Genomic DNA, 26291 nt, shown 5'->3' on the forward strand with positions numbered 1-26291 from the left:
GGGCTTGCGCACGCGCGGACACGACACGACACTGGCCACACCTTCACCCGCTTGCACTGGAATCTGACATGACAGTCTGCGGACGCCGCTGCGCGCGCGTCTTTCTGGCCGCGGTCGCACTGGGCTTGAGTGCCCTGCCTCCGACCTTCGCAGCGCCACCAGCGGAAAGTGATGCGCCGGCACCAAGCGCGGAGAGCCTCCGGCAGGCCGCCGGGCCCCAAGCGCAGATCGGTGCGCCTGTCCGATGGCTGGGGGTGCTGCGCGCCGCCACCGTCCGGCTGGACGTCGGCTGTAGCGGAACGCCTGCAAGCGAGCGCTGCATCAACCTCAATCCGGTACCCGGCCAGATCAGCAGCTTCAGCCTCGACGAACTGGGCGCCCTGCAGCTGCCCGCAGGCGCAGCGCGGAGCCTGGTCTGTGAGTGGGTGACGCCGCGCTTGAGCTACACGATGAGCAACCTGAGCGCGAGCGTGCAGAGCGCCTTCTTCCGCGTGTCGCCCGTGCTGGTCATCGAAAGCGACGCTCTGCGCGACCCCGGCCTGCTGGAGCCGGGCACCGGTCGGCCCTATGGCGGACGCATGCAGGTGCCGCTGGAGTCGCCACTGCAGGACAGGCGCAGCCTGAGCCCGGGTGAGCGGATATCGAGCCAGTCCACCCACGGCTACAGCTGCACTGAGGGCGTGCTGGATCGCGAGGCCTTGATCGCCCGACGCGGCTTCAGCGCGGCGCAAGCGGATGCCCTGTTCGCCGCCCCCATGCGACTCAGCCTGAGCCTGCAGGGATCGGTGCGCTACGTCGACAGCGCCAGCCTGAGCTATGGCCTGCGCTTTCTCGGCGATTGAGGCCGGTCGTCGAGCCGTGCGCGGCGAGCGGAATCCGCGCGCTGCCGGGACGCGCTGCGGGAAGACTGCGCGGCGCACAGGCCGAGGGCTCAGAACCGCCCGACAGTCCGCGACCCCACGCAGCGAACGTCGCGAGGCGCGCCCAGCGTCGCCCTCGCTACGACCGGGGCCGCCTCGCGGGCGGTTCCCGGTCGCACGCCGAAGCGCTTACTCGAACTGGATGACCAGTTCGTCCTCGCAGAAATCGAACTCGACCACGTCGGAGTCGCTGCCATCGGCAAACGCGGCCATGAAGTACCACACGCAGCCGCTTTCGTCGGTGCTGGAAGCCCAGACCATATCCGCGGTCACGCCCGCGGGGATGCCTGCGCCGATGTCAAATGCGCCCCAGTCTTCGCCGTCCTCGGACACGACCACGGCGACGATGTCCTGACCGCTGTTGTTCTCGATCTGGAACTGGTACTCGGCGAAGGCCGCCGGCGAGGCCAACAGCAGAACAAACGCACACAGCCATCCACGCATGGGAAACCCCTCGAACTGGCGCCGCTCGGGCCCGATGCCCGGCGTGCGCGACAGCACGACAGGCAAGAACCCTGCCACGCGCGCGCAGCGCTTCTCGACGCGCCGACCCGGCGCCGCGCCGCCGCCAAGTGACGCCAGCGCGGGGGGCTGGCTATGCTCGCGCCCCCGGATCTCGACTGGATCGACCATGCGCCCCCGAAACGCCGCCCTGCTGCTCTGCCTTTTCGGCGCCACCACGCTTCAGGCCCAGCCGCTTCCGGGCGGCGGTATCAACGCCGGAGCGCTGGCCGAGCACATCCGCGTGCTGGCCTCCGACGAGTTCGAGGGCCGCGCGCCGGCCACGCCGGGCGAGGACAAGACGGTGGCCTACCTGGCCGAGCAGTTCGAGCACGCCGGCCTCGAGCCCGGCGGCGAAGACGGCGGCTGGACGCAGCGCGTCACCTTGGTGCGCAGCGAGATCAAAGGCGCCGTCCAGGCGCAGTTCGAGATTGGCGACGCCATCCAGACCCTGGCAAACAGCGAAGACATCGCCGTCGAAAGCCTGCATCCGGCCGAGCGCGTCGACCTCAAGGGCGTACCGGTGGTGTTCGCAGGCTACGGCGTACACGCGCCCGAGCTTGACTGGGACGACTTCGGCGACATTGACGTGCGCGGCAAGCTGCTGGTGGTGCTGGTCAACGATCCGGACTTCGAGACTGGCGAGGGCCGCTTCGGTGGTCGCGCCATGACCTACTACGGCCGCTGGACCTACAAGTACGAGGAGGCCGCCCGCCGCGGTGCCGCTGGCGTGCTGATCGTCCACGAAGACGCCCCAGCCGCCTATCCCTGGGCCACCGTGCGCAACGGCCGCAACGGGCCGCAGCTCGACATCGTGCGCAGCGATGCCGAGCGCTACCATCTGAAGATGCGCGGCTGGATGCAGCGCGCCACGGCCGAGCGGCTGTTCGCTGCCGCGGGTCTTGACTTCGAAGCCGCCAAGAAAGCCGCGCAGGCGCCGGGCTTCAAGGCGCACGCGCTGGACGGGGCCGCGCTCAGCATCGCTTTCGACGTGGAACACAGCCGTATCGTCAGCCGCAACGTGCTGGGCCTTCTGCCCGGCGGAGGCCGCGCCGATGAAACCGTCATCGTCTCGGGCCACTGGGACCACTTCGGCATCACCCCGAATGCCGACACCAGCGGCGACACGCTGATCAACGGCGCGGTCGACAACGCCACCGCGCTGGCCTCGATGATCGAACTTGCACGCGTGTTCGCCGCCGGCGAACGGCCCCAACGCAGCCTGCTGTTCCTCGCGCCCACAGCGGAAGAAAGCGGCCTGCTGGGCGCCAAGTACTACGTCACCCAACCGCTGCGCCCCTTGGCCACCACGGCGGCCGTGATCAACATCGAGATGTGGAGCCCCGACGGCCCGACCCGCGACATTTCGTCCTGGGGCCTGGGCAAGGTCTCGCTGGAGCGCAGCCTGGAGGCAGCCGCGGCCATCGACGGCCGGACGCGCTCGCTCGACGAGAATCTGGCGGCGGGCCTGTTCTACCGCGCCGACCACTTCGCCTTCGCCCAAGCCGGCGTGCCGGCGCTGACGCTCGGCCCCGGCACCGATCTGATCGAGGGCGGCGTCGAAGCCGGCAAGGCCGCGCGGGCCAGGTACTTCGCCGAGCGCTACCACCAGCCGTCCGACGAGTACGACGAAAGCTGGGACATGCGCGGCCCCACGCTCGACACCCAGACGGTGTATCGACTGGTCGACTCCCTCGCCCGCAGCAGCGACTGGCCGCAGTGGGATGCCGCCAGCCAGTTCGCCGCCGAACGCGCCAAGAGCGAGGCGCAGCGCGCCTCGCGCTGAGCCCGCCCGCCCGCGCCAACGGAAACCGCCGCATGCGCACCTTCGTGCTCAGAGCCCGCGCCGCGCCCACCGACAGTCAGGCCCTGCTGGCCAACATCGGACGCGAGGCGCACACCGAAATCCTTGCGCATGCGCTGATGAATGCGATCTTCGTCGCGCAGTCGCATCGGCCGGATGTGGTGGTCTACCTCGTGCTTGAAAGCACCCGCGACTATTCGCGCACGCTGCGCTTCGAGGCCAGCGCTCTGCAGGACCTGGGCGGCTTCGATGAGCGCCGCCTGCTGGCGCGCATCGCCAAAGCGCTGGACGCTTCCGTCGGCATGGGCAAGGACGAAACGCGCGGCGTCGAGCCAGGCCTCAGCGTCGCCACGACCAGCTTCGAGAGGCTGGTGCAGCGGCTGGCCGAAGACCACACGCTGTACATGCTGGATCGCAGGGGCTCGCCGATCCGCGAGCGGGCCATCGCGGTCAACCCCTGCTTTCTGCTGACCGACCATATCCCGATGCCCAAGAACGCGATCCGCGGGCTGGAGCGTCTGGGCGCAGAGAAACTCTCGCTGGGCCCGAAGATGCTGTTCGCGTCGCAGTGCGTGGTGCTGATCCACAGCGAGCTCGACCATCGCGAAGGCTGAGCCTGGGCGGCCGGGCCCGTGCGGCGCGCTGGATCGCTACGGCTTTCGAATCGCAGCGCGCACGTCAGACATCCGCGGCCAAGCTGTCATCGGCCGTCGACCGCGGGGGCGCGGGCTGACGGGCCCGCACTCGCCATTCGCTGGGCGTGCAGCCCATCGCTGCCTTGAAGGCACGATTGAAGGGCCCCAGTGAACCGAAACCAGCATCGAGGCTGATGTCGAGCACGCTGCGTCGCGGCTGTTGCTGCAGCAAGCGGCAGGCATGCTCGATGCGATAGCGGTTCACCCACTGGTTGAAGTTGGCCGCACCCAGCACCTGATTGATTACGCGGCTGACGCGGTGCTCCTTGCTGCCGACATGGGCGGCGAGGTCCGCGACTTTCAGCTCGGGCTGGCGGTACAGGCGATCGACCTCCAAGGCCGCGACCAGAACGACCGCGAGCGCCTGCGACTCCTGGCATATCACCCCAGCCGGTGCGGGTGCGGGTGCGGGCGATACAACAGGGGATGCCCTTTCCGGCGAGCGACGCCGGAGTTCCAGGGCGATGTGGGTGAACACCAGAATCGACAGGGCGCAGCTGAGCACGACCAAGCGATGCGCCGACAGCCAGGCGGGCTCGCTCGATGCCAGAGCGCCTGACAGGGTGCCCAGCAGTACACAGCCACCGTAGACGGCCATGAAGCCCAGGCGCAGTCGTCGCTCCGCTGCCGCTGCGGCGCGATAGCCTCGAAGCGCCTCGGCGAAGGCCAGCACCAGTACGGTCGAACTGGCAAGCGTCAGCAGCTCTCCCAGCACCGACAGGGCCAAGCCCCCGGCCCCCGCGGTCTTCAGCGCGCGGTAGGCCACGATCAGCACGGCCACGCTGGCTGCCGCTGCAAGGTGCGCGGGCCCGACGCCGCCCTCGCCGCGAAACAGCGCGCGCGCGACCAGCCAGTAGGCGTTGCAGGTCGCGCACCCGCCGACCGCCAGCAGAAGCAGCGCCCAGGTCGGAGCCGTGCTCCACACGGGTCCGAGCAGACTCAGTGCAAGCGAGCCACAGAACACTGCAAACAGAAGCTCGGCGGTGGACTTCCGGGGGCGCCGCAGCAAGATCAGAACCGAAGCCAGGGCCAAAGCCACGACGAGGCCGGTAAACACCTCTTCGACACGTTCCATGCGCGCACTCCCGCGGTTCGACGCGCCAAGCCTGGGCAGCGCGGCTGCGCTTTGCAAGCCGGGGCGTCTGAACGTCCGGTTGCCGCGCGTGGCCTCATCGCGATGCGGCTGGCCGATTCGCGAATCGACAGGACTCGCCCCGACGACTGCAGGACGCTGAGCGCACGCCCTTCTGGATGCCCCTCATGCCCTACACCCCCACCGCGGGCTCACGCGCTCTGTCTCTCGCCGCCGGGCTCTGGTTCCTCGTGGCCGCCGCGGGCCAGACGGCCTTTGCCGCCTTTGTCTTGGCGTTCGTTCTGCCGCGCCTCGTCGCAGGCGACCTGCCGGGCCTCAACGACAAACCGCATATCACCGGCTACCAGCCCGGCGACACGCTCGGCAACACTCAACTGCTGGGGCATCTGCTGCTGGGTGCGCTGATGACCCTGTCCGGTCTGATCCAGCTGCTGCCGGCCCTGCGCCAGCGCTGGCCCGCGCTGCACCGCTGGAACGGACGGATATTCATGCTCAGCGCGTTCATCACCACGCTGAGCGGCTTCTACCTGACCTGGATACGTGGCTCCCAGCTCAACCTGGGCAGTGCACTCTCGACCAGCGCGAACGGCGTGCTGATCCTGATCGCCCTCGCGCTGGCCTGGCGCGCCGCCCGCAGCCGGGACCTGACCGCGCACCGCCGCCACGCGCTGCGCGCCTTTCTGCTCGTCAACGGCGTGTGGTTCCTGCGGGTCGGCATGGTGCTGACCGGCATGGCGCTGGCTGCCGTCGGCGGCAGGCTCGATGTCAACGGCCCGGTCTTCCTCGCGGTCAGCGTGCTGAGCTGGCTGTTGCCGCTGGCCCTGCTTGAGCTGTACTTCGCGGCACAGGCATCGCCGCGCGCCGGCTTTCGCTATCTCGTCGCAGGTGCTTTGGGCCTGTCGGCCCTAGCGACCGCAGCGGGCGGCCTCGCCGCCTGGCTGTTCATGTGGGCGCCCCGGCTGTAGCCGGGCGAACCTGACCCAGGCCGCACTCAAGCGCTGTCGCGAGCGCCGGCGTACAGGGCCATCAGGTGCACGTCGACATAGCGGCCGCCGCGCAGCGCATAGCCCCGGCTCGTGCCCTCGCGCACAAAGCCGTGGCGCGCGAACAGCGTCTGTGCAGCGGCGTTGTCGGTGTAGACCTCCAGCTCGATGCGGCGCACGCCCAGCCAGCCAAAGCACAACTCGATGGCGCCGCTCATCAGCGCGTGGCCAACGCCGCGACCGCGAGCCCCTTCATCCACCCCCAGGCCGATATTGGCGACATGCGCGCGCCGCGGATTCTCGAAGCGCTCGACCCCAATCTGCCCAAGCACACGGCCATCCACCTCGGCGACCAGGCTGTGGAAATGGGTGTGCAGTCGACCCAAGCGCTGCTGCCAGAGCTCGGCGCTGGGAAACGGCAGCTGCAGGGTGTTGGCATAGACCGAAGGCTGCGCGTAGAGGGCGCGGATGGCTTCGATATCGCGGGCTTCGCTGTGTCGGATGTGCATGCCCGCAGCTTGCCGCAGCGACGGCGCGTGAGACAAGCCTCGGCGCGAAGCTTGCATCCCCGCGCACCGACTGGGCGCTGCAGGTGCCAAGGCCGTACGAGCGGGGACGGCCCGGCTATGCTGCAGCGCGTTCCCACCGGAGGATGCGCGTCGCCCGCGCATCCGCCCGCAGCACATGGAGTGCGGTAGCCGCATGTTCAATTTCTTGAAGCGTCTCTTTGGCGGCGCAACCGCCGACAAGCCGGCGGATCGGGCCTTCGCCGCGCTCAATCAACAGGCACCGATCAAGCGGGAACAGGGCAAGCCGCACACGGACGGCGCCGCCAGCGAGAGCTTCATCTGCCGCGAGACCATCCTTGGCCGCGACCAGCGGGTCGCCGGCTATCACTTCCTGCTCCATCAAGCCACGCGCGCTCGCCTTGTCAGCCGTAGCCGTCGCATCCACCACGTGTACGCCGAAGTGCTGGTGCGCAATCTGATCAAGATCGACGTCGGCCGCCTGCTCGGCCACCGACTCGCATTCTTCGAGGTGCCGGATTCCTTCCTTCGGCACGAGGCCCTGATCGAGCTGCCGCCCGAAAACGCCGTGTTGACCCTGGTGGCCTTGCCCGATCCGGATGGCCCCTCGCCCGCCGAAGTGATCGAGCAGGTGCGCGAGCTGCGCCGGCGCGGATACCGGTTCGCGGTCAACGCGATGTCGCAGGAAGCCCCGGGGGCCTATCTGCTCGCGGAAGCCGACTTCGTGATCGTCCGCGCCGACCAGGCCGACCCCAAGCGCCTGCGCGACTTCTCCGAAGCGCTGGCGCGCGCCGACCACAAGCGGCAGTGGCTGGCCAGAGAGCTGCCCAGCCACGATGAGTTCACGCTCTGCTTCAACCTGGGCGCGAGCCTGTTCCAAGGTCCCTTCGTCACCCGGCGCGAGGACTGGAGCAGCAATGCACTCGGCCCCAATGCGGCGCGCATCGCCGATCTGCTGTCGCGCTTGCGCCGCGATGTCGACACCCGCGAGATCGCCGAGGTGCTGAAGCAGGATCCGGCGCTTTCGCTGCGCCTGATGCGCTACATCAACTCGGCTTCGATGGCGCTGCGCGAAGAGGTCACCAGCATCGAGCGCGCCTTACTGCAGCTGGGCCGCGAAAAGCTCTATCGCTGGCTCAGCCTGCTGCTGTACGGCGCCGACAGCCGGAACCCCGCTGCGTCCGCCCTGCTGGAAGCCGCCCTCGTGCGCGCGCGCATGCTCGAACAGCTGGGTGCGGATCGACCCACTGAAGCGCGCGACGCCCTCTTTCTGGTCGGCCTGCTGTCACTGGTCGACGCAGTGCTGCAGGTGCCGATGCCGCTGGCGCTTGCCCAGCTCGCCCCCTCGCCCGAGATCGAAGCCGCGGTCGCCCGCGGCGAAGGCGAAATGGCCGAGCTGCTCGCCCTGGCGGTGGCCTGCGAGGGCAGCGATGCGGATGCGATCCAGCGCGCAGCACTACGCTGCGGCGTCGATGCGGCGACCGCCAGCGCTGCACATGTCGAGGCCCTAGGCTGGGCGCTGCAGGTGACCCAGGAGTAGCGCGCGGCGCTGACCGCCGCGGGCGCATGCCTGCCCACGGTCCGAGACGCCTTCCGCTGCCGGCTCCATCAACGCAAACGGCCGACGGAGTACTCCATCGGCCGTTTGTGTTCATGCTGACGGGTGAACGGCGATGCGGCCGTTCGCCCGTACGCGCGGCGACGCGACTCAGGCGTTGACCGCCTTCGCCACCTCGGCGTAGTCCTCGATCTGGTCGAAGTTCATGTAGCGGTAGATCTGATCGCCGTTGGCGTTGATCACGCCGATGTCCGCCATGTACTCCTCGCGGGTCGGGATGCGACCCAAGCGCGAACAGATCGCAGCCAGCTCCGCCGAGCCCAGGTAGACGTTGGTGTTGCGGCCCAGGCGATTGGGGAAATTGCGCGTCGAGGTCGACATGGCCGTGGCGCCCTCGCGAATCTGCGCCTGGTTGCCCATGCACAGCGAGCAGCCCGGCATCTCCATGCGTGCGCCCGCCGTGCCGAAGGTGCCGTAGTGGCCTTCCTTGGTCAGCTCGGCCGCGTCCATCTTGGTCGGCGGGGCCACCCACAGGCGGGTCGGGATATCGCGCTTGCCCTCCAGCAGCTTGGCCGCGGCGCGGAAGTGGCCGATGTTGGTCATGCACGAGCCGATAAAGACCTCGTCGATCTGCGCGCCGGCAACATCGGACAGGGTCTTGGCGTCGTCCGGATCGTTCGGGCAGCAGACGATCGGCTCAACGATCTCGGCCAGATCGATCTCGATCACGGCAGCGTATTCGGCATCGGCATCCGGCTGCAGCAGCTGCGGGTTGGCCAGCCACTCCTCCATCTTCTTGATGCGGCGCGCCAGCGAGCGGGCGTCCTGATAGCCCTCGGCGATCATCCACTTCAGCAGGGTGATGTTCGAGTTCAGGTACTCGATGATCGGCGCCTGGTCTAGGCGCACGGTGCAGCCGGCGGCCGAGCGCTCGGCCGAGGCGTCGGCCAGTTCAAACGCCTGCTCGATCTTCAGTTCAGGCAGGCCTTCGATCTCGAGGATGCGGCCGGAGAAGATGTTCTTCTTGCCCTTCTTCTCGACCGTCAGCAGTCCGGCCTTGATGGCGTACAGCGGGATCGCATGCACCAGATCGCGCAAGGTGACGCCCGGCTGCATGCGGCCCTTGAAGCGGACCAGCACGGATTCCGGCATGTCCAGCGGCATCACGCCGGTGGCGGCGGCAAACGCCACCAGACCCGAGCCGGCCGGGAAGCTGATGCCGATCGGGAAGCGGGTATGGCTGTCGCCGCCGGTGCCGACGGTGTCCGGCAGCAGCATGCGGTTGAGCCACGAGTGGATGATGCCGTCGCCGGGACGCAGGGACACGCCGCCGCGGGTGGAGATGAACTCCGGCAGGGTGTGGTGCGTCTTGACGTCAACGGGCTTGGGATAGGCCGCGGTGTGGCAGAAGCTCTGCATCACCAGATCCGCCGAGAAGCCGAGGCAGGCGAGGTCCTTCAGCTCGTCGCGGGTCATCGGGCCGGTGGTGTCCTGCGAACCCACCGTGGTCATCTTCGGCTCGCAGTAGGTGCCGGGGCGGATGCCCTTGCCTTCGGGCAGGCCACAGGCGCGGCCCACCATCTTCTGGGCCAGGGTGTAGCCCTTGCCGCTGTCGGCCGGCGCCTGCGGCAGACGGAACAGGGTCGAGGCCGGCAGGCCCAGCGACTCGCGCGCCTTGGCGGTGAGGCCGCGGCCGATGATCAGCGGAATGCGGCCACCGGCGCGCACTTCGTCGAACAGGACATCGGACTTCACTTCGAACTCGGCGATCACTTCGCCATTCTTCAGTGCCTTGCCCGCATAAGGCTGCAGTTCGATGACGTCGCCGTGCTCCATCTTCGAGACGTCCAGCTCGATCGGCAGCGCGCCCGCGTCTTCCATGGTGTTGTAGAAGATCGGCGCGATCTTGCTGCCCAGGCAGACGCCGCCGAAGCGCTTGTTGGGGATGTAGGGGATGTCCTCGCCGGTGAACCACAGCACCGAGTTGGTGGCCGACTTGCGCGATGAGCCGGTGCCCACCACGTCGCCGACGTAAGCGACCAGATGGCCCTTGGCCTTGAGGTCAAGAATGGCCTGGATCGGGCCGCGCTTGCCGTCCTCTTCCGGCACGAAGGCCGCGCCTTCGCGCTTGTTCTTCAACATCGCCAGCGCATGCATCGGGATGTCCGGGCGCGTGGTCGCATCAGGCGCGGGCGACAGATCGTCGGTATTGGTTTCGCCCGGCACCTTGAACACGGTGAGCGTCAGGCTCTGCGGCACTTCAGGGCGCGAGGTGAACCACTCGGCATTGGCCCAGCTGTTCAGTACGGCCTGGGCATGGGCATTGCCGGCCCGTGCCTTCTCTTCGATGTCGTGGAAGGCGTCGAAGATCAGCAGGGTGTTCTTCAGGGCATCGGCGGCGACCGCGGCGACCGCGGCGTCATCCAGCAGCTCGATCAGCGGGTGCACGTTGTAGCCACCGAGCATGGTGCCCAGCAGCTCGGTGGCGCGGGCGCGGCTGATCAAGGGGTTGCTCTCGGTGCCGTGGGCGATCGCCGCCAGATAGCTGGCCTTGACCTTGGCCGCATCGTCGACACCCGCCGGTACGCGGTGGCTCAGCAGCTCCAGCAGGAAGGCCTCTTCACCGGCCGGCGGCGCCTTCAGCAGCTCGATGACCTCGGCGGTCTGCTGGGCGGACAGCGGCAGCGGCGGGATGCCCAGCGCGGCGCGCTCGGCAACGTGTTGGCGATAGGCTTGGAGCATGGGGAAGGTCCTTCAGGCATGGGACGCCGCGCGCATCGCAGCCACAGCCGCGGATCGGCCAGTGGCAGCGCACGGTGGAAAGTGAAGACCAAGATGGGGACCTGCGCTCGGCGGAGCAAGCCGGCCTTCACGGCCGCAGATTTTCGCCCGCCGGGCCGATGGGGGCAATACAACTTTGCGGCAGCCGCACGAGTTTCCTTGAGCGGCGGAAGCGATTCGCGCGGGCGACGCCGCGCTCAGCCGCGCTCCTGCGGATTTCCCAAACCCGCCGGCCCGGGCAGTTGCGAGCTTGCTCGCAGCCGCAGGGCTCGGGGTTGCCGCTGCTCAGACACGTGCCGATCGCCGTGTCGCCTGCAAGCAGGCTCCTACTGGGGCGCGGTTCACTCCAGCTCGCTGCCAAGCTGGGCGCGCGGCGCATCTCACGAAGCTCCAGCAGCCAGCGCCCAAGCCTGGCTGCCTTCCCTCGCTGCGCACCGATGCTTGGCTGCGGTGGGAGCGAACCAACTCGCGACCGCAGCGCTTGGGGCTTGCCACGCAAACGCAATCCGCTTGCCGTGTGCCGCGCAGGCCCCGAGCTGCCAATCCGAGACTACTTCTGCTTCCACTCGCCCGAGGCGTCCTGGTACCACCAGCCGCCGCGGGCACTCGCGATCCACTGCCGCGCAAAGGTGTCCCGGATCTGCGCTTCCCACTCCGGGTGGCCATTGGCGACAGCGATTTCGCGATAGACCGCGCTGCGGTCGCGGTTGTCGTCGGCGACCGCCTGATTCACCGCCGCGCGGTCGCGCAGGCCGATCTGGCTGGCGTCGCGCAGGCTGATCGTGCCGTCACGCGCCAAGCCCAGCGCACCGGAGTCGAAGTGCGGGGCCAAGGCTGACTGGAAACGCTCCGTCATGCGGGTCTGGATGGCCTGGATGGCCGGCGTGCGGATCTTGATGTCGGCGGTCTGGGCATGCGCCACCGGGAACACGAAGTCGAGCACCGCCGTGCCCAAGGCAGCCATACCGCCGCCCTGCCCCGCCTCGGGCTTGGCCTCGGGCTGCGGCTGCGGCTGCTCGCCGATGACGGTCTCGACAAACTCGCGCGCCGCCTGCTGCGCCTCGGCCGCCGGGAAGTAGACGTTGATGGTGACGCACGCGCTCAAGGACAGCAGCGCCGCGGCAGCGAACAGTTTCCAAGGCTTGAACATCGCGTGTCTCCCGTCGACAGGTGCGGCGAGGATAGTCGCACGGCAGCGTGACGGCAGTCGGTGTCCGTGCTTGCCGCAGCGCGGGTTCAGCCAGACGGGCACCGGGTCGGCAATCGAGGGACGCCAGATTCAGACGGCAGGCGTCGCAGCGGCGGACGCCGACGGAGCCAATCGCCCGCCGGGGCAATCAGGGCCCGATCCAATGCGCCACGCGAATCTGTCCGGCCCCGCCATCGCCGCGCATCCAGCCCAGCCAGCGGCCGTCCGGTTCGCGTCGCGCCAGTCCGCGGACCACCCCGTCGGCGTCGATCAGCAGCAGCGGCTCGCCTGTGGATTGGAGCAGCTCGAACTCGACTCGGCGCCCGGGCTCACCCAGCCGATTGTTGACGACGCTCACGCGCAGCAGATCTACCTCGACCGCGGTCCACAGCGCCGGATCGATTGTCTGATCCAGCTGCTGCGTCTGCGGCCAGGCGAACACCGCCGCGCCGGCCTGCTGCAGCAAGGGCAGCGCCTTGGCGAGGTCCTTGAGTTCGGTTTCGCCGAGCGACAGGCCGGGCTCGATCACGCCCACTGCCGCGGCCAGGGCGCTGCGTTCGGCGGTCTCGGTCTGCCCCATGCCCAGTCGATACATCCACAGCTGGCTGGGCAGCAACAGCACGCTCACCATCAGGACCAGCGCCGCGCCGCGCGCAGGCTTCAGCACGTCAAGCCCGACCAGCAGCAGCCCCGTCCAGAACAGCGAGGTCCACACCAGGTAGCGCGGAGCGAGCAACTGATCGGCGTGCTCTTCGAAGTAGCTCGCGCGCACCACCACGATCAGGCCCCCGACGCAGAGCGCGAAGGCCGCGGTCGCGGTGCCGACAACGCTGAGCGCGGCCCTGGACCTCCAGCTCCGCCACAGCGCACCAGCGAACAGACCCAGCCCGAGCAGGCCCCAGGCCAAGTGCGGCCAGCGCGCCAGCATCACCGGGCCGGCCGACTGTTCGTAGGCCGCAGCGATCGGCCCGGTGACGGCCCGTAGCAGGGTCGTTGGCACCCGGGCGGCGATCTCCGGATCCCACAGCGGCCAGCTGGCGAACAGCGACGGCCCGCCCAGCCAGCGCAGCAGTGACTCGATGCGAGCGGACACACCCGCCACGCTGACCGACTCCGCGGTGCCATCGCGCAGCGCGAACATCAGTAGCAGCACGCCGATCATCGCGCCCCCCACCGGCAGCCATTCCCGCAGCGGCGCCCGCCGCAGGGCCAGCACCAGCAGCACGGCCGGAAACACGGCGAGACCGCTGCCGAAGGACAGGCTCGCGAAGACCGCAGATGCGCCTGCCAGCACGGCCGCGCCGACGCCACCCCGCCAGGCCAGCAGCAGACCCGCGAACAGGCCCAGGGTCACCGCGTAGGCATGCACGGTCTCGTTGGCATGCATCAGCGCCCGGAAGTTGCCCACCCAGAACAGACCCAAGGCCAGCGCCAGGGCGACGGCACAAAAGCGCGCGGGCTCGAGCGCGGCGCGTCGCAGGCCCAGCACCGCGACCAGCCAGCTCAGCAGTGCCAGCAGCACACCGACGGCGGTCTGCAGGCGCTGGTTGGCGGCGAACCATTCAAGCTCGGCCACGCGCACCAGATCAGGAAACAGCTCCAGATGCCCGTTGTCCGCGCCCAGCACGTTGCGCGGAAAAGGCTCGCTCAGGAAATGCGCGAGGAAGCGCCAGGCGTCGGCATAGGGCACCTGCGGTGCCTGCAGCATGACGAACAGACCCCAGCCCACGACCAGCACGGCAGCCAGCGCAGTGGCCATCGCCCAGGCGCGCGATGGCGCTGCAGCCTGCTCAGACGTGGCGGCTCTCCAGAAGAAGAAAGGCGCGCTCGTCATGCTGCTGCGAGGACGGGTCGGACGCCCGGGTGTCGCCGACGCGGCGCTGCGCGACCACGTTCCAGCCGCAGCGATCGGCCAGCCTCAGCAGGCCCGGCATCGAGAAGATCCAGTAGTTGGTGGCGTCGTTGTTGCATTCGGTGGGGTCCAGCAGGTAGGCCAGCGGCGCCTGTTCAAGTGCCACGCGGCGGTCGACGGTGGCGCGCGCGATGCGGGTGCTCACGATGCAGTAGCGGCTATGCCGGGCCAAGCTCTCCAGCACATAGAACGGGTTCTTCAGGTGGTAGAGGATGCCGAGCAGAAAGACCAGTCCGTAGCGCTGACGCGGCAGCGCGAACTGGCTGTCGAGGTCAATCTCGTGGATACCGACGTTCGACCGCAAGAGCTCGTGCAGCCGGCGCGCGCCGCGGAGCCCGTTCCAGTTGGTGGCCGGCCAATCGAGCACATCGATATCGAAGCCCTGACGCTCGAAGAAGTAGGCGAGATCGCCATCCGCGGCACCGATGTCGGCCAAGGGCTGCCCCTGCAATGCATCCAGCAGCTGCCCGTACTCTTTGCCGAGTAGACCCTCGATGTGCCAGAGGTTGGAAAGGATGTCGTAGCCGTACCAGGTGAAGTCCTGCGGTGGATTGTCCGCCTTGATTCGCCGCAACTCGGGATGCCATGCGGCCGCACGTTCGATGACCCGCGCGTAGAAGAGCTCGCTCATGAAAACCTCGCACAAAAAGAACAAAGGCCGGCAGGTGCCGGCCTTTGAACTGTGCAGCGCAAGCTCAGCTTCGCGCAAGCTGCGTGCTATGGATCAGGCGTCGAAACCGTCCCGTCTCCACCCGTATCCACCCCGCCCTCGGAGGGCTGCGGCAGATCGCTTGCGGCGGCACCGAGGTCGGTCTCGTCCTCCTCTTCCGCCGGTACCGCTTCCACGCTGACCAGCTGCTCACCCTTGCCCAGACGGATCAGGGTCACGCCCTGGGTGTTGCGACCGACGCGGGCGATCTCGCCGACGCGGGTGCGCACCAGGGTGCCCTGGTCGGAGATCAGCATGACCTGCTGACTCTCCTCGACCTGGATGGCGCTGACCAGCTGGCCGTTGCGCTCGGTGGTCTGGATGGCGATGACGCCCTGGGTGCCGCGGCCCTTCTTGGGGAAATCCTCAAGCGGGGTGCGCTTGCCGAAACCGTTGCCGGTGGCGGTGAGCACGTCGTGCTCGCCCTGCACGCAGATCAGTGAGACCACCGACTCGCCTTCGGCCAGACGCATACCGATCACGCCGGTGGCGGTGCGACCCATCGGGCGCACGGTGCCTTCGTCGAAGCGGCTGACCTTGCCGTTCGAGGCGAACAGCATGACGTCGGATTCGCCGTCGGTGAGCGCCACGCCAACCAGGGAGTCGCCGTCTTCCAGGTTGATGGCGATCTTGCCGCGCTGCAGCTGGTACTCGAACTCCTTCAGCGGGGTCTTCTTGACCGTGCCGCGCGCGGTGGCGAACAGCACGAACTGGCCTTCGGGGAAGTCGCGCACCGGCAGCACGGCCTGGATGCGCTCGCCCGGCTCCAAGGCCACGAAGTTCACCATGGGGCGGCCGCGCGCGTTGGGGCCGGCTTCGGGCAGCTGATAGACCTTGGGCCAGAACACCCGCCCGGAGCTGGTGAAGCTCAGCAGGATGTCATGGGTGTTGACCACCCACAGGCGCTCGACGAAATCCTCTTCCTTCATCGCCGTGGCTGAACGGCCGCGGCCGCCGCGCTTCTGCGCGCGATAGGTGGTCAGCGGCTGGCGCTTGACGTAGCCGGCGTGGCTCAGGGTGACGACAACATCCTCGGGCGCGATCAGATCGAGGATGTTGAGGTCTTCCATGTTCGGCTGGATGACCGTGCGGCGGGCATCGCCGAAGTTCGTCTTGAGGTCACGCAGTTCGTCGCGAATGACTTCGAGCAGACGCTCGGGGTCCTCCAGAATGCGGATCAGCTCGGCGATGACGTCGAGGAGCTTCTTGTATTCATCGGTGAGCTTCTCCTGCTCCAGCCCGGTCAGGCGGTGCAGGCGCATTTCCAGGATTTCCTTGGCCTGCGCCTCGGACAGCTGGTAGCCGTCTTCGCTCAGGCCCAGGCCCGGCAGCAGATCCTCCGGACGCGAAGCGTCGGCACCTGCGGCCGAGAGCAGCGCACGCACGAGACCCGGCTCCCAGCGCCGCGCCAGCATGCGCTCGCGCGCTTCCTGCGGGTTCGCGGACGTCTTGATCAGCTCGATCATCTCGTCGATGTTGGCCAGCGCGACGGTCAGGCCTTCCAAGATGTGGGCGCGTTCGCGGGCCTTGCGCAGTTCGAAAATGGTGCGACGGGTGACCACTTCGCGGCGGTGGCGCACGAAGGCTTCCAGCATCTCCTTCAGATTCAGGAGACGCGGGCGGCCGTCCAGCAGGCAGACCATGTTGATGCCGAACACCGACTCCATCGGCGTCTGCTGGTAGAGGTTGTTCAGCACGACATCGGCAGCGGCATCGCGCTTGACTTCGATGAAGACGCGCATTCCGTCCTTGTCGGACTCGTCGCGCAGTTCGCTGATACCCTCGAGCTTCTTTTCCTTGACCAGCTCGGCGATCTTCTCGATCAGCCGCGCCTTGTTCACCATGTAGGGCAGCTCGGTGACGATGATGGCTTCGCGATTGGTCTTCTCGTCGACCTCGATCTCGGCCTTGGCGCGCACGTAGATGCGGCCGCGGCCGGTGCGGTAGGCCTCGTGGATGCCCGCCGAGCCGTTGATGATGCCGGCAGTGGGGAAATCCGGACCCGGCACGTGCTGCATCAGCCCGTCGATGCCGATCTCGGGGTCATCGATGAGCGCGATGGTCGCGTCGATGATCTCGGACAGGTTGTGCGGCGGGATGTTGGTGGCCATGCCCACCGCGATGCCCGAGCTGCCGTTGACCAGCAGGTTCGGCACCCGCGTCGGCATGACCGTGGGTTCGAGTTCCTTCTCGTCGTAGTTGGGCTGGAAGTCGACGGTGTCCTTGTCGATGTCGGCCATCAGCTCGTGGGCGAGCTTGGACATGCGCGCTTCGGTGTAACGCATCGCCGCGGCGTTGTCGCCATCGACCGAACCGAAGTTGCCTTGACCATCGACCAGCAGGTAGCGCAGCGAGAACGGCTGGGCCATGCGCACAAGGGTGTCGTAGACCGACTGATCGCCGTGCGGGTGGAACTTACCGATGACGTCACCGACGATACGCGCCGACTTGTAGTACGGCTTGTTGCTGTGCGCGCCCAGCTCGTTCATGGCGTACAGCACGCGCCGATGCACCGGCTTCAGGCCATCCCGCGCGTCGGGGAGTGCGCGGCCCACGATCACGCTCATGGCGTAATCGAGGTAGCTCTTGCGCATCTCGTCTTCGATGTTGACGGGAATGATTTCCTTCGCCAGCTCTGCCATGCGGGGTCTCGATTCGAGGAGTGGAGGCGCGCCCGGCACGTCAAACAGGGCCTATGGGCGCGCAAGCGGAGATTCAGTGCGTCAGCGCTGGGGGTGCAGCGGCGGGGCTTGAAATCCCGCTCCCGCCGCGCGGAGGCGCTTTCGCTAGGTGCCGCAGTCTATCACGGCCCGGTGATGCCCCCGGCCTTAACCCCGGCCATCGGGCGCGCTGCGCTGTTCTCACAGCCGGCTTTGAAATCAAGCACATACAGCTCGATGAGGGCGTCGCCGCCGGCCGCCGACGGAAAGGTCTCCCGGGCACGCACGCAGTGCGGCCATGCCGCCAGATAGCGCTGGTGGCCCTGCGCGTCCTGCAGACCGAGTCCGGGCGCCCATGCCAGCCAAGCCACGCTGCCGCCTTCGATGAAGGTTCGCCACAGCCAGTCGGTGCGCGCCTGATCCGCGGAAGGTGGGTCCTGCAGGGTCCAGGTCCAGTCGCGGTAGCGCGGTCGCCGCTCCTCAGGGGCAAGGCTGATCAAGCCCTGATGCAGCCCCCAACCGGTGGAGACGACGCGGTCGGCATCGATGCGCTTCAGGGCGTCGGCGACGCGATGCAGGCCGGGATCGAAATACGGGCGCACCCCGTGCTCGCCGCGCCAGTAGGCCAGGCTCTGCGCGTAGGTGGACCCTGAATTGAACGCCACCGCAGTGCAGACCAGCAGCGACAGGGCGACAGGCGCCCCACGGGTCAGACGCTGCAGTGGGACGCTCCAGACCCGCAGCAGCGCGACCAGCATCAGCAGCGGATAGGGCCAAAGCACCACGAGGTGATGCGATCCGCCGACTTCGCGGGTTGCCACCAGCAGGCCGAACAGCACAGGCACGGTGACCACGCAGAAGCCCAGCAGACGCAAGGGGCCGCGGTCGCTCCGGTAGTTCGCCCTGTGCAGCAGCAGGCTCAGTGCCGACACGCTCCACACAGCACACAGCGCCAGCGCGGGCCAGGCAGGCGCGATCAGGTCGACCCCGAACACCCAGCGCCGCAGCGCCAGGCCAGCGAAGGTGAGGTTGTAGAGCTCCACCACCCGGGCGATGCGCTCGGCCAAGCTCAAGGGCTGTTCGAAGCCCGGCAGCTTCATGCGCGTTGCCGGAAGAATCAGATCGATCGCGATCCACAGCATGAGCAGCGCGGCAATGCCGAGCACGACCCATGCGCCGGGGCGCAGGCTCTTGAGACGCGCGAGAAGCCAGTCCGGCAGGGCGATGGCCAGCGCCGCACCGTAGGCGATGATGATCCACACGAAGCTCAGCTTGTCGACCAGGCCGACCAGACAGAGCGCCATGGCCAGGAGGAGGTCGCGGGTGCGGCCCTGCTCCAGCCAGCGCCACAGGGCGTAGAGGCCGAGCAGCTTGCAGGCGTTGGAGATCACGAAAGGCCCCCAATCGAAGCGCACGTGCTCGATCAGCACCGGATCGATCGCCATCAGCGCCAGAGCGAGAAATGCGAGGGCGCCGAGCCGTGGCGCCAGAAACCGCCAGGTGCCCCAGAGCACCAGCGCCGTCAACAGGATCGGTGGCAGGCGCACGGTCCAGGCATCCACGCCAAACAGCGCGAAGACGGGCGCCATCAGCGCCGCCTTGATCACGCCGACGTAGGGTGGCGCCTGCATCAGCGGCAGGCAGCCATGGGCGATGCCGACCGCGGCGTCGAGATCGCAGGCGCCGAGAAAGCGCAGGCTGACCGGCACGAAGATCCACTCGTCGAAGTAGGGCCCGAGCCAGCCGAGGTGCAGGCTGGCCAGCACCGCAAAGGCCGCAGCGAGCAGGGCCGCCAGCAGCATGGCCAGACGCGATACCGCGCGCGCCCCGGCGCCCTGCGGTGAGCCGTCGGGTGAAGATCCTGCGGACATCAGCGCGATTCTCTGGCGTAGCGAGGGGGAAGACTCAAGGCAAGGCAGAGCACCAGGAACACCGGCATGGGGTGCAGATAGCGGAAGGAGACGATGTGCGAAAACAGCAGCTGGCTGGCGACCAGGCCCAGCGCCGCGAAGCCGATGACGCAGGCCGCCGCGCGACGGCGCGGGTCTTTGCGGGTCAGCCACAGACAGGCGATCGCAGCGGGCGCCAAGGCGAACAGCGCCAGCGTCAGCCACCAGCGGCTGCCGAGGAACATCTGCCCGACCACGCCCGGATGCTCGGCAAGACCACGCGCGTCGTAGCGCAGCTGGCTGGCCAGAGCGTCGAGCATGTCCGGGGCCGGCGGCGCGCTGCCGTAGTCATCGCGCAAACGCGCCTCGGCCAGCCCGTCGTCGAAGTAGTCCATCAGGGTGGCAAAGCCCATGCGCAGCAGGGCCTGCGGCTCGGCCTGCAACGCCCGCACCGCGATCTTGCGCGCGGCCTGCTGGGCGTCTCGATAGTCCAGCTCGGCTTCGAGCCTCTTCCACAGCCCATCCGGCTGCCACATCTGCGCTTCGCGCATGCGGTAATCGTGCAGGGTGGGACCGACCGTTTGCAGCAGCTCCGCCGGCAAGCCCACGCGCAGTAGATGCTCGGGCTTGACCAGCGGCGCCACCAGGCCCAGCCGCATCTGGCCGGAGGCGAGCATATGGGTCGGTTCGGTGTCGAAGCGCAGCCCGTACAGCCCCTGGTACAGGCGATGCGCGCCGAGCACGCAGGCCAGAATGACCACGGCATGTGCGCCTGCACGCAGCGCGGCCAGAACGCGCCGGCCGCGATCCTGCTCGGCCGCGGCATGCCAGCTGCGCAGCATCGGCACCAGCAGCGCGAGGCCGAACACCACCGGCAGCAGGCTCATGCGGAAGGCCACGGCCAGCACGCCGCAAACGGCCATGACCAGCGCCCAGCGCAGCCGACCGCGCTGCACATAGGCGATCGACGCCGCCACCAGCGCGAGCAGCGACAGCAAGCCCGCTGCCTCGGCCATCAGCATGCGCTCGTAGAACAGCTGCGCCGGCTCCGCCGCGATGACGGCCACCGCGAACAGGGCGATGCGCGCGTCGACACCCGCGGCACGGCGCAACATCCAGTACACCAACAGCGCGCCGATGACGCCGAACAGCGTCTGCAGCAGCAAAAGAGAGAGCGCCGACTGCGTCGCCACCGCCGACCACTCGACCAGCATCGGATAGACGAAGCTGCGGTCGGGGGGATCCCAGTCGCTGAGTGCGGCATGCAGATAGCTGGCCGAGTCGCCCATGAACAGGCGCAGATTCGGATCGACGAGCAGGAACGCGCCCTTCAGTGCCAGCAGCAGCGCGAGGGCACGCCACAGCTCGACGCGCCAGGCGGCGCCGCTGGGCTCAAGCGCGTGCTTTGAAGGCGACATGCTTGGCCCCGAGAAAGTTGACCAGCAGCCCCGCCACCGAGCCCACGGCCACCGCCAGCACCGGCCAGCGCGCTGCCGTGGCGGATACACCGACCAGCACCGCGTAGCTGCCGAGATTCACGCTCAAGCCGCCCAGCTGGGTGCCGACATAGACCAGCCACTCGCGCCACAGCGGCAGCTCGCGGCGCACGCGAAAAGTGAAGTGGCGATTGAACAGCCAGGTGCAAGTGACCGCGACCGGGAACGACAGCGCGCGCGCGCTCCAGGGATCCAGCCCGAGCACGCTGACCCAAGCCTGGGTCAAGCCCGCATCCACCGCAAACGCGAGCCCGCCGCTGACGCAGAACAGCGCGAACTGACGCACCTCGGGGCTACTCGGGAGCGCCATGGCGCAGATAGGCCAGCATCTTCAACTCGCGTCGCCCGCGCGTCACCGTGTCCAGAATCAGGCCGGCAAAGCCCGACAGCGCCGCCAGGATCATCAGGCCCGTCGACAGGATGGCGGTGGGAAAGCGCGGTACGAGCCCGGTGCGGAGGAAATCCAGGATCACCGGAATGCCGAAGCCGATGCCCGCCAGGAACAGCAGAATCGCGATGCCGCCAAAGAAGGCCAAGGGCCGTTCGGCGCTGAACAAGCGCAGCATGGTGTTGAGGATGCGAAAGCCGTCCTTGTAGGTGCTGAGCTTGCTGAACGAGCCCTCGGGCCGCTCCTTGTAGGGCGTCTCCACTTCGCCCACCGACATCTTCAGCTCCAGCGCGTGCACGGTCAGCTCGGTCTCGATGTCGAAGCCGGCAGTCAGCACAGGGAAGCTCTTGGCGAAACGCCGCGAGAACACGCGGTAGCCGGAAAGGATGTCCTGGCAGGGGCGGCCAAACAGTCGACTCAGAAATCCGGTCAGCATGCGGTTGCCCCAGACGTGCCCGGCCCGATAGGCGGCCTCGGCTTCATGGCGACGCACCGCCACCACCATGTCGTGATGGCCCTGGCGCAAACAGTCGATGAGCGCCGGCGCACTGGCCGCGTGGTAGGTGTCATCACCGTCCACCATGACGTAGACATCGGCTTCGATGTCGGCGAACAGCCGCCGCACCACATGCCCCTTGCCCTGCAGGCCCACGTGCTGAACGTGGGCGCCATGGGCGCGCGCGATTGCCGCGGTGTCGTCCTTGGAGTTGTTGTCGAACACGCAGATCTGCGCGTCGGGCAGCACAGCGCGGAAATCGGCGATGACCTTGGCGACGGTCACCGCTTCGTTGTAGCAAGGCACCAGGACAGCGATGCGCGGAGGGGCATTCATGCGATGGGATCAGTCTTGACGGGGGGCGAGAGAACGGAGCGAAGACCGGACCGGGCGAAACTCGATGCGGCGTAGCGGGTGCTTCAAGCGTCGAACAGCGCCTTCATGCCTGCCTCGTCCGGCTGCAGCACCACGCCGCGCTCGGTGACGATGGCATCGATCAGGCTGGCGGGCGTCACGTCGAACACCGGGTTCCAGGCCTTGACGCCCTCGGCCACGGTACGCACGCCGGCATAGCCCAGAAGTTCGTCGGCGCTGCGCTCTTCGATCTCGATGTGGGCACCGGTCGCGGTGGCCATATCGACCGTCGAAGACGGCGCCACCACCATGAACTTGAGGCCGTGGTAGCGCGCGGCGATGGCCAGCTGGTAGGTGCCGATCTTGTTGGCGACATCGCCATTGGCGGTGATGCGGTCGGCGCCCACGATCACCCACTGTACCCGGCCCGTACGCATCAGGTGCGAGGCCGCGGCGTCGGCGATCAGCGTCGCCGGGATGCCGTCCTGCAGCAGCTCCCACACGGTCAGACGCGCGCCCTGCAGCCAGGGCCGGGTTTCACCGGCAAAGACCTGCGTCACGCGACCCTCGGCGACGCCGGCGCGGATCACGCCGAGCGCGGTGCCAAAGCCTGCGGTGGCCAGCGAGCCGGTGTTGCAGTGCGTGAGCACGCCCGATCCAGGCCCGATGAGTTCGGCACCCAGTCGACCCATGTGTCGATTGGCGGCCAGGTCTTCGGACTCGATGGCGGCGGCTTCGGCGGCGATGCGTTCGCGCCAGTCGCTGCCGCTGCCGACCAGTGCGGCGCGCATGCGGCGCAGCGACCAAGCCAGGTTGACCGCGGTGGGTCGCGAGGCATCAAGTTCCGCCATGGCCGGAGCGAGCATTTCAGCCGCACGCGCGCCTGTGTCGGCTGTCAGGCCGCGAGCCGCGAGCACCACGCCCCAGGCGGCGGCGATGCCGATCGCCGGCGCCCCGCGCACCACGAGCGCGTGGATCGCCCGGGCCACCTCACCGCTGCTGCGGCACAGCACGCGCTCCTGCTGTTGGGGCAGAAGTCGCTGATCCAGCAGATCCAGCGCTTCACCCGTCCAGCGCACAGCGCGCACGCGGTCGTAACGGTCGTAGTCCATCGATTCGGCTCGCACCCGGCAAGGCAAAGCGCATAGGGTACTTGACGCAGTGCGGCACCAACACCTTCGCTTCTGTCGTGCGTTTGTAGTGCCGCGCCAGCGCAGTCCTGCCCTGTTGGGCAGATGCGGCGAGACACCTGCCCCGACTGGGTCTGGCCGATGCGTCTCTGTTCCAGCGGATCTCGATCCGATGCCCCGGCGCCGGAGTCACAAGGCAGGCCCATCGCCCTCCAGGCAGCTTCGCAGCCACTGCTATGCTCGCGCGCATGACAAGCCCCTCAAAGCCTCGCAGCACCGCCACTCGCCGCATCAAGGCCACTGAAACCGCCGCACCGAAGAAGCGGATGGCCGCTGCCCGCAAAGCGCCCTCGGAGTCCGAGGACGCGGCTCCGACACCGAAAAAGCGGCCAGCGAAGCCCAACCGCACGGGCACCCCTTCAGCCAGGCGCACTCGCAGCAGCGAAGCCAAGGCTGTGAGCGCGCCGCGCGCGAAGTCTGCGCGCAGCAGTACCGACAGCGGACGCCCGCGCACCGCCGCACAGCGCGAGGCAGCCTTCGATGCGCTGGTCCGCAGCGCCTGCCTCAAGGCCGGCACGGCCGCGGCGATCGCCAGCATCACCGGCCGCGTGCCGCTGTTGGGACGACTCGCCCCCACCGTACTGGGCCCGCTGGCCGAGACGGTGGCGCTGGCCCAGGTGCAGAAGCAGCTGGTGATGGAAATTGTGGAGCTGTACGAGGTCGCGCTGTCCGAGCCCGAGATGCGCGGCGTGGTGCTGCTGGCCACCGCCACCAATATCGGCGCGCAGCAGCTGTCCAAGCGCAGCCTGGACGCAATCCTGAAGCAGTTCGGCGAAGGCCTGATCGGCACCGTCGCCGCGCGCGTCCTGCCGATGGCGACGATTCTTGCCGAGATCACCGCAGCCGTGGCCAGCACCTACACCGTCGCCAAGCGCGCCCAGGCCCTGTGCAAGCTGCCGGGCACCGGCGCCGGCAACCTCGCCGACCTGCTTCGTGGGCTGTCGGGCATCGATCAGCAGCGTCTGCTGAGCTGGAGCGGCGAGGCCTTCCGTCTCGCGCTGGTGCCCTTCCGCAGCGTGCTGGGGATGTTGTGGCGGTAGAGCCGGGAGTGGGGATTCGGGGCGAGACGGCTCGTTTGCGCGGCACCGCCGCGCGAGCCGACGAACGCCCGAGCGCTGTGCGCGAGGGCCGGGCACGGGATTCGTAGAAGCGGGCCGCGGGTCCGATAGGGCCAACGGGGGCCGCCCCCAAAGCCGCAACACGTGCAGCGGTCGCAAGGCGCTCAACAGCGTTTGTCCGTCTTCTGGCTTAACCCCACGGCGGGCCGCTTCTATGGATCCACAAGCCCACAGGGCCGGCGCCAAGCGCTGGCCCTGTATAGTCGCGGCCCTTGCGGCGCAGCATCGCCGCCTGTCCAACACGAGACACGCCCATGAGCCAGACCCAGGCCGCGCCGCGGCGCTCCGCCATCGACGTCTTCCTCAACGTGGTCGAGCGGGCCGGCAACCTGCTGCCGCACCCGGCCACGCTGTTCTTTCTGCTGACCGTGCTGGTGGTGCTGCTGAGCGCCCTCGCGGCGCAGTTCGATATCGGCGTTGCCCATCCCAAGACCGGCGAGCTGGTGTCGCCGGTGAATCTGTTCAGCGCCGAGGGCCTGCAGCGGATCATGGGCAATCTCGTCACCAACTTCACCAGCTTCGCCCCGCTGGGCACCGTGCTGGTGGCGCTGATCGGCATCGGCGTGGCCGAACACTCGGGCCTGATCGGCGCCTGCCTGCGCATCGTGGTGCTCAATGCGCCGCGCTTCCTGCTGACGCCGATCGTGGTGTTCGCCGGCGTCATGTCGAACATGGCGAGTGAGATCGGCTATGTGCTGCTGGTGCCGCTGGCCGGCCTGCTCTACGTAGCCGCCGGCCGCCATCCCATTCTTGGCATCGCCGCCGCATTCGCGGGCGTCTCCGGCGGCTACTCAGCGAACCTGCTGCTGGGCACGATCGATCCGCTGCTTTCGGGCCTGTCGGAAGAAGCCGCCCGCATCGTCGATCCGAGCTACACGGTAAGCCCAGCGGCCAACATGTACTTCATGCAGGCTTCGACTCCGCTGATCACCCTCCTGGGTTGGTGGGTCACCGAGAAGATCGTGGCGCGCCGCTTTCCTGACGGAAGCTATAGCAAGGGCGACGAGAAGATCGAAGCGATAAGCGCTGCCGAGAAGCGCGGGCTGCTGTTCGCGGGCATCGCCACCCTGCTGCTCACCACCCTTCTGCTGCTGGCGACCGTGCCCGTCGACGGCGTGCTCCGCATTGCCGGCGAGACCGATACCCTGAAGGCACTTGCGCCGTTTCTGAATGCCATTGTTGCGCTCATCTTCGTAGCAGGTGCGGTGATCGGCATCGCCTACGGCATCGGCGCGGGCACCATCAAGAGCGACACCGACGTCATCAACGGGATGAACAAATCCATGCAGACGCTGGGCTCGTATCTGGTGCTGGTGTTCTTCGCCGCGCAGTTCGTCGCCCTGTTCAACTGGACCAACCTCGGCCTGATCTTCGCGGTCGAAGGCGCAGAGTTTCTGAAGACACTGGGCCTGCCGAAGATTCCTCTGCTGCTCGGCTTCATCCTGCTGACGGCCACCGTGAACCTCGCGATGGGCTCGGCCTCAGCCAAGTGGGCGCTGATGGCGCCCGTGTTCGTGCCGATGTTCATGCTGCTCGGCTACTCGCCGGAAGTCACCCAGACCGCCTACCGCGTGGGTGACTCGGTGACCAACATCATCAGCCCGATGATGAGCTACTTCGCCATCGTCATCGCCTTCCTGCAGCGCTATGAGCCCAAGGCCGGCATCGGCACAGTGATCGCGACGATGATGCCTTACTCATTCGTTTTCCTGCTCGGCTGGGCGGCGCTGTTCGCGCTCTGGATCGCGCTGGGCCTGCCGCTGGGGCCGGGCGCTTCTCTCCAGTACCTGCCGGGCGTCGAAGCCGGCTGATCGGGCGAACGCAGCCTGGGCGCCTTGGATCCCGTCGAGGCGAGCCCCGCCACTCGGCGCCCGTACGCCCGGATCGGCGTGCGGCTCGGGTACCCGCAGGCCTGATGCGCGAGGCCAGCAGCAGGCCTCGCTGCCGCGGGGTTTCACCGTGCGATGTTGGGACGCTCCTTCGGCTTGTCCCAACCTACACACCCGCGACCTCGCGGGTTGGGCCAAG

At 68.1% G+C, this 26291-nt stretch carries 20 protein-coding genes; 7 read left to right on the forward strand and 13 right to left on the reverse strand.

Going from position 1 to position 26291, the window contains the following annotated elements:
• Positions 1-68: 68 nt before the first annotated feature.
• Positions 69-842 carry a hypothetical protein gene (locus H4O13_06650; GenBank protein MBE5315066.1) on the forward strand — a complete coding sequence of 258 codons (774 nt, stop codon included), beginning with the start codon at positions 69-71 and terminating at the stop codon, positions 840-842.
• Positions 843-1049: 207 nt separating this feature from the next.
• Here the strand turns inward: H4O13_06650 and H4O13_06655 are convergent, their stop codons facing one another.
• Positions 1050-1430, reverse strand: a complete 381-nt coding sequence (locus tag H4O13_06655; protein ID MBE5315067.1) for a hypothetical protein — start codon at positions 1428-1430, stop codon at positions 1050-1052.
• Between the two features lie 121 nt (positions 1431-1551).
• Here H4O13_06655 and H4O13_06660 point away from each other — a divergent pair, with 121 nt between their 5' ends.
• Both H4O13_06660 and trmY read left to right on the forward strand, forming a co-directional pair.
• Positions 1552-3207: a M28 family peptidase gene (locus H4O13_06660; protein MBE5315068.1), complete on the forward strand. Its 1656-nt coding sequence runs from the start codon at positions 1552-1554 to the stop codon at positions 3205-3207.
• Between the two features lie 32 nt (positions 3208-3239).
• Positions 3240-3839 (forward strand): tRNA (pseudouridine(54)-N(1))-methyltransferase TrmY, encoded by a 600-nt coding sequence (gene trmY / locus H4O13_06665; GenBank protein ID MBE5315069.1) that lies wholly within the window; start codon positions 3240-3242, stop codon positions 3837-3839.
• 64 nt (positions 3840-3903) lie between these two features.
• Here the strand turns inward: trmY and H4O13_06670 are convergent, their stop codons facing one another.
• Positions 3904-4995, reverse strand: coding sequence for an AraC family transcriptional regulator (locus H4O13_06670; GenBank protein ID MBE5315070.1), 1092 nt, complete (start codon positions 4993-4995; stop codon positions 3904-3906).
• A gap of 185 nt (positions 4996-5180) precedes the next feature.
• On the opposite strand from H4O13_06670, the gene H4O13_06675 reads away from it, so the two are divergent.
• On the forward strand, positions 5181-5978 hold the full coding sequence (locus tag H4O13_06675; GenBank protein ID MBE5315071.1) for a DUF2306 domain-containing protein: 798 nt from the start codon (positions 5181-5183) through the stop codon (positions 5976-5978).
• 26 nt (positions 5979-6004) lie between these two features.
• On the opposite strand, the gene H4O13_06680 is transcribed toward H4O13_06675, so the two are convergent.
• A complete protein-coding gene (locus H4O13_06680) occupies positions 6005-6505 on the reverse strand; it encodes a GNAT family N-acetyltransferase (GenBank protein MBE5315072.1) in 501 nt (166 codons plus the stop codon).
• Between the two features lie 193 nt (positions 6506-6698).
• Here H4O13_06680 and H4O13_06685 point away from each other — a divergent pair, with 193 nt between their 5' ends.
• Positions 6699-8063 (forward strand): HDOD domain-containing protein, encoded by a 1365-nt coding sequence (locus H4O13_06685; GenBank protein ID MBE5315073.1) that lies wholly within the window; start codon positions 6699-6701, stop codon positions 8061-8063.
• 168 nt (positions 8064-8231) lie between these two features.
• Here the strand turns inward: H4O13_06685 and acnB are convergent, their stop codons facing one another.
• From acnB to mtnA, 10 genes are all read right to left on the reverse strand, one after another.
• A complete protein-coding gene (acnB, locus tag H4O13_06690) occupies positions 8232-10823 on the reverse strand; it encodes a bifunctional aconitate hydratase 2/2-methylisocitrate dehydratase (protein ID MBE5315074.1) in 2592 nt (863 codons plus the stop codon).
• A gap of 589 nt (positions 10824-11412) precedes the next feature.
• A complete protein-coding gene (locus H4O13_06695; GenBank protein ID MBE5315075.1) occupies positions 11413-12012 on the reverse strand; it encodes a YdbL family protein in 600 nt (199 codons plus the stop codon).
• Positions 12013-12199: 187 nt separating this feature from the next.
• Positions 12200-13810 carry a hypothetical protein gene (locus H4O13_06700; GenBank protein MBE5315076.1) on the reverse strand — a complete coding sequence of 537 codons (1611 nt, stop codon included), beginning with the start codon at positions 13808-13810 and terminating at the stop codon, positions 12200-12202.
• Positions 13811-13841: 31 nt separating this feature from the next.
• Positions 13842-14594 carry a hypothetical protein gene (locus H4O13_06705; protein MBE5315077.1) on the reverse strand — a complete coding sequence of 251 codons (753 nt, stop codon included), beginning with the start codon at positions 14592-14594 and terminating at the stop codon, positions 13842-13844.
• A gap of 86 nt (positions 14595-14680) precedes the next feature.
• Positions 14681-17314, reverse strand: coding sequence for a DNA gyrase subunit A (gene gyrA, locus H4O13_06710; protein ID MBE5315078.1), 2634 nt, complete (start codon positions 17312-17314; stop codon positions 14681-14683).
• A gap of 161 nt (positions 17315-17475) precedes the next feature.
• Positions 17476-19203: a glycosyltransferase family 39 protein gene (locus H4O13_06715; GenBank protein MBE5315079.1), complete on the reverse strand. Its 1728-nt coding sequence runs from the start codon at positions 19201-19203 to the stop codon at positions 17476-17478.
• A complete protein-coding gene (locus H4O13_06720; protein ID MBE5315080.1) occupies positions 19203-20639 on the reverse strand; it encodes a glycosyltransferase family 39 protein in 1437 nt (478 codons plus the stop codon). The genes H4O13_06715 and H4O13_06720 overlap by 1 nt, the downstream gene beginning before the upstream one ends.
• Positions 20614-21027 (reverse strand): GtrA family protein, encoded by a 414-nt coding sequence (locus H4O13_06725; GenBank protein ID MBE5315081.1) that lies wholly within the window; start codon positions 21025-21027, stop codon positions 20614-20616. Before H4O13_06725 ends, H4O13_06720 begins: the two co-directional genes overlap by 26 nt.
• A complete protein-coding gene (locus H4O13_06730; protein MBE5315082.1) occupies positions 21011-21937 on the reverse strand; it encodes a glycosyltransferase in 927 nt (308 codons plus the stop codon). The genes H4O13_06725 and H4O13_06730 overlap by 17 nt, the downstream gene beginning before the upstream one ends.
• An 83-nt stretch (positions 21938-22020) precedes the next feature.
• Entirely contained in the window at positions 22021-23067 is a 1047-nt protein-coding gene (gene mtnA, locus H4O13_06735) for an S-methyl-5-thioribose-1-phosphate isomerase (GenBank protein ID MBE5315083.1), read from the reverse strand.
• Between the two features lie 473 nt (positions 23068-23540).
• Here mtnA and H4O13_06740 point away from each other — a divergent pair, with 473 nt between their 5' ends.
• Both H4O13_06740 and H4O13_06745 read left to right on the forward strand, forming a co-directional pair.
• A complete protein-coding gene (locus H4O13_06740; GenBank protein ID MBE5315084.1) occupies positions 23541-24185 on the forward strand; it encodes a hypothetical protein in 645 nt (214 codons plus the stop codon).
• Positions 24186-24517: 332 nt separating this feature from the next.
• Entirely contained in the window at positions 24518-26074 is a 1557-nt protein-coding gene (locus H4O13_06745; protein ID MBE5315085.1) for an AbgT family transporter, read from the forward strand.
• The last annotated feature ends 217 nt before the right edge of the window (positions 26075-26291 follow it).

It is taken from the genome of Lysobacterales bacterium (genome assembly GCA_014946745.1).
Classification (GTDB): Bacteria; Pseudomonadota; Gammaproteobacteria; order Xanthomonadales; family Xanthomonadaceae; genus Aquimonas.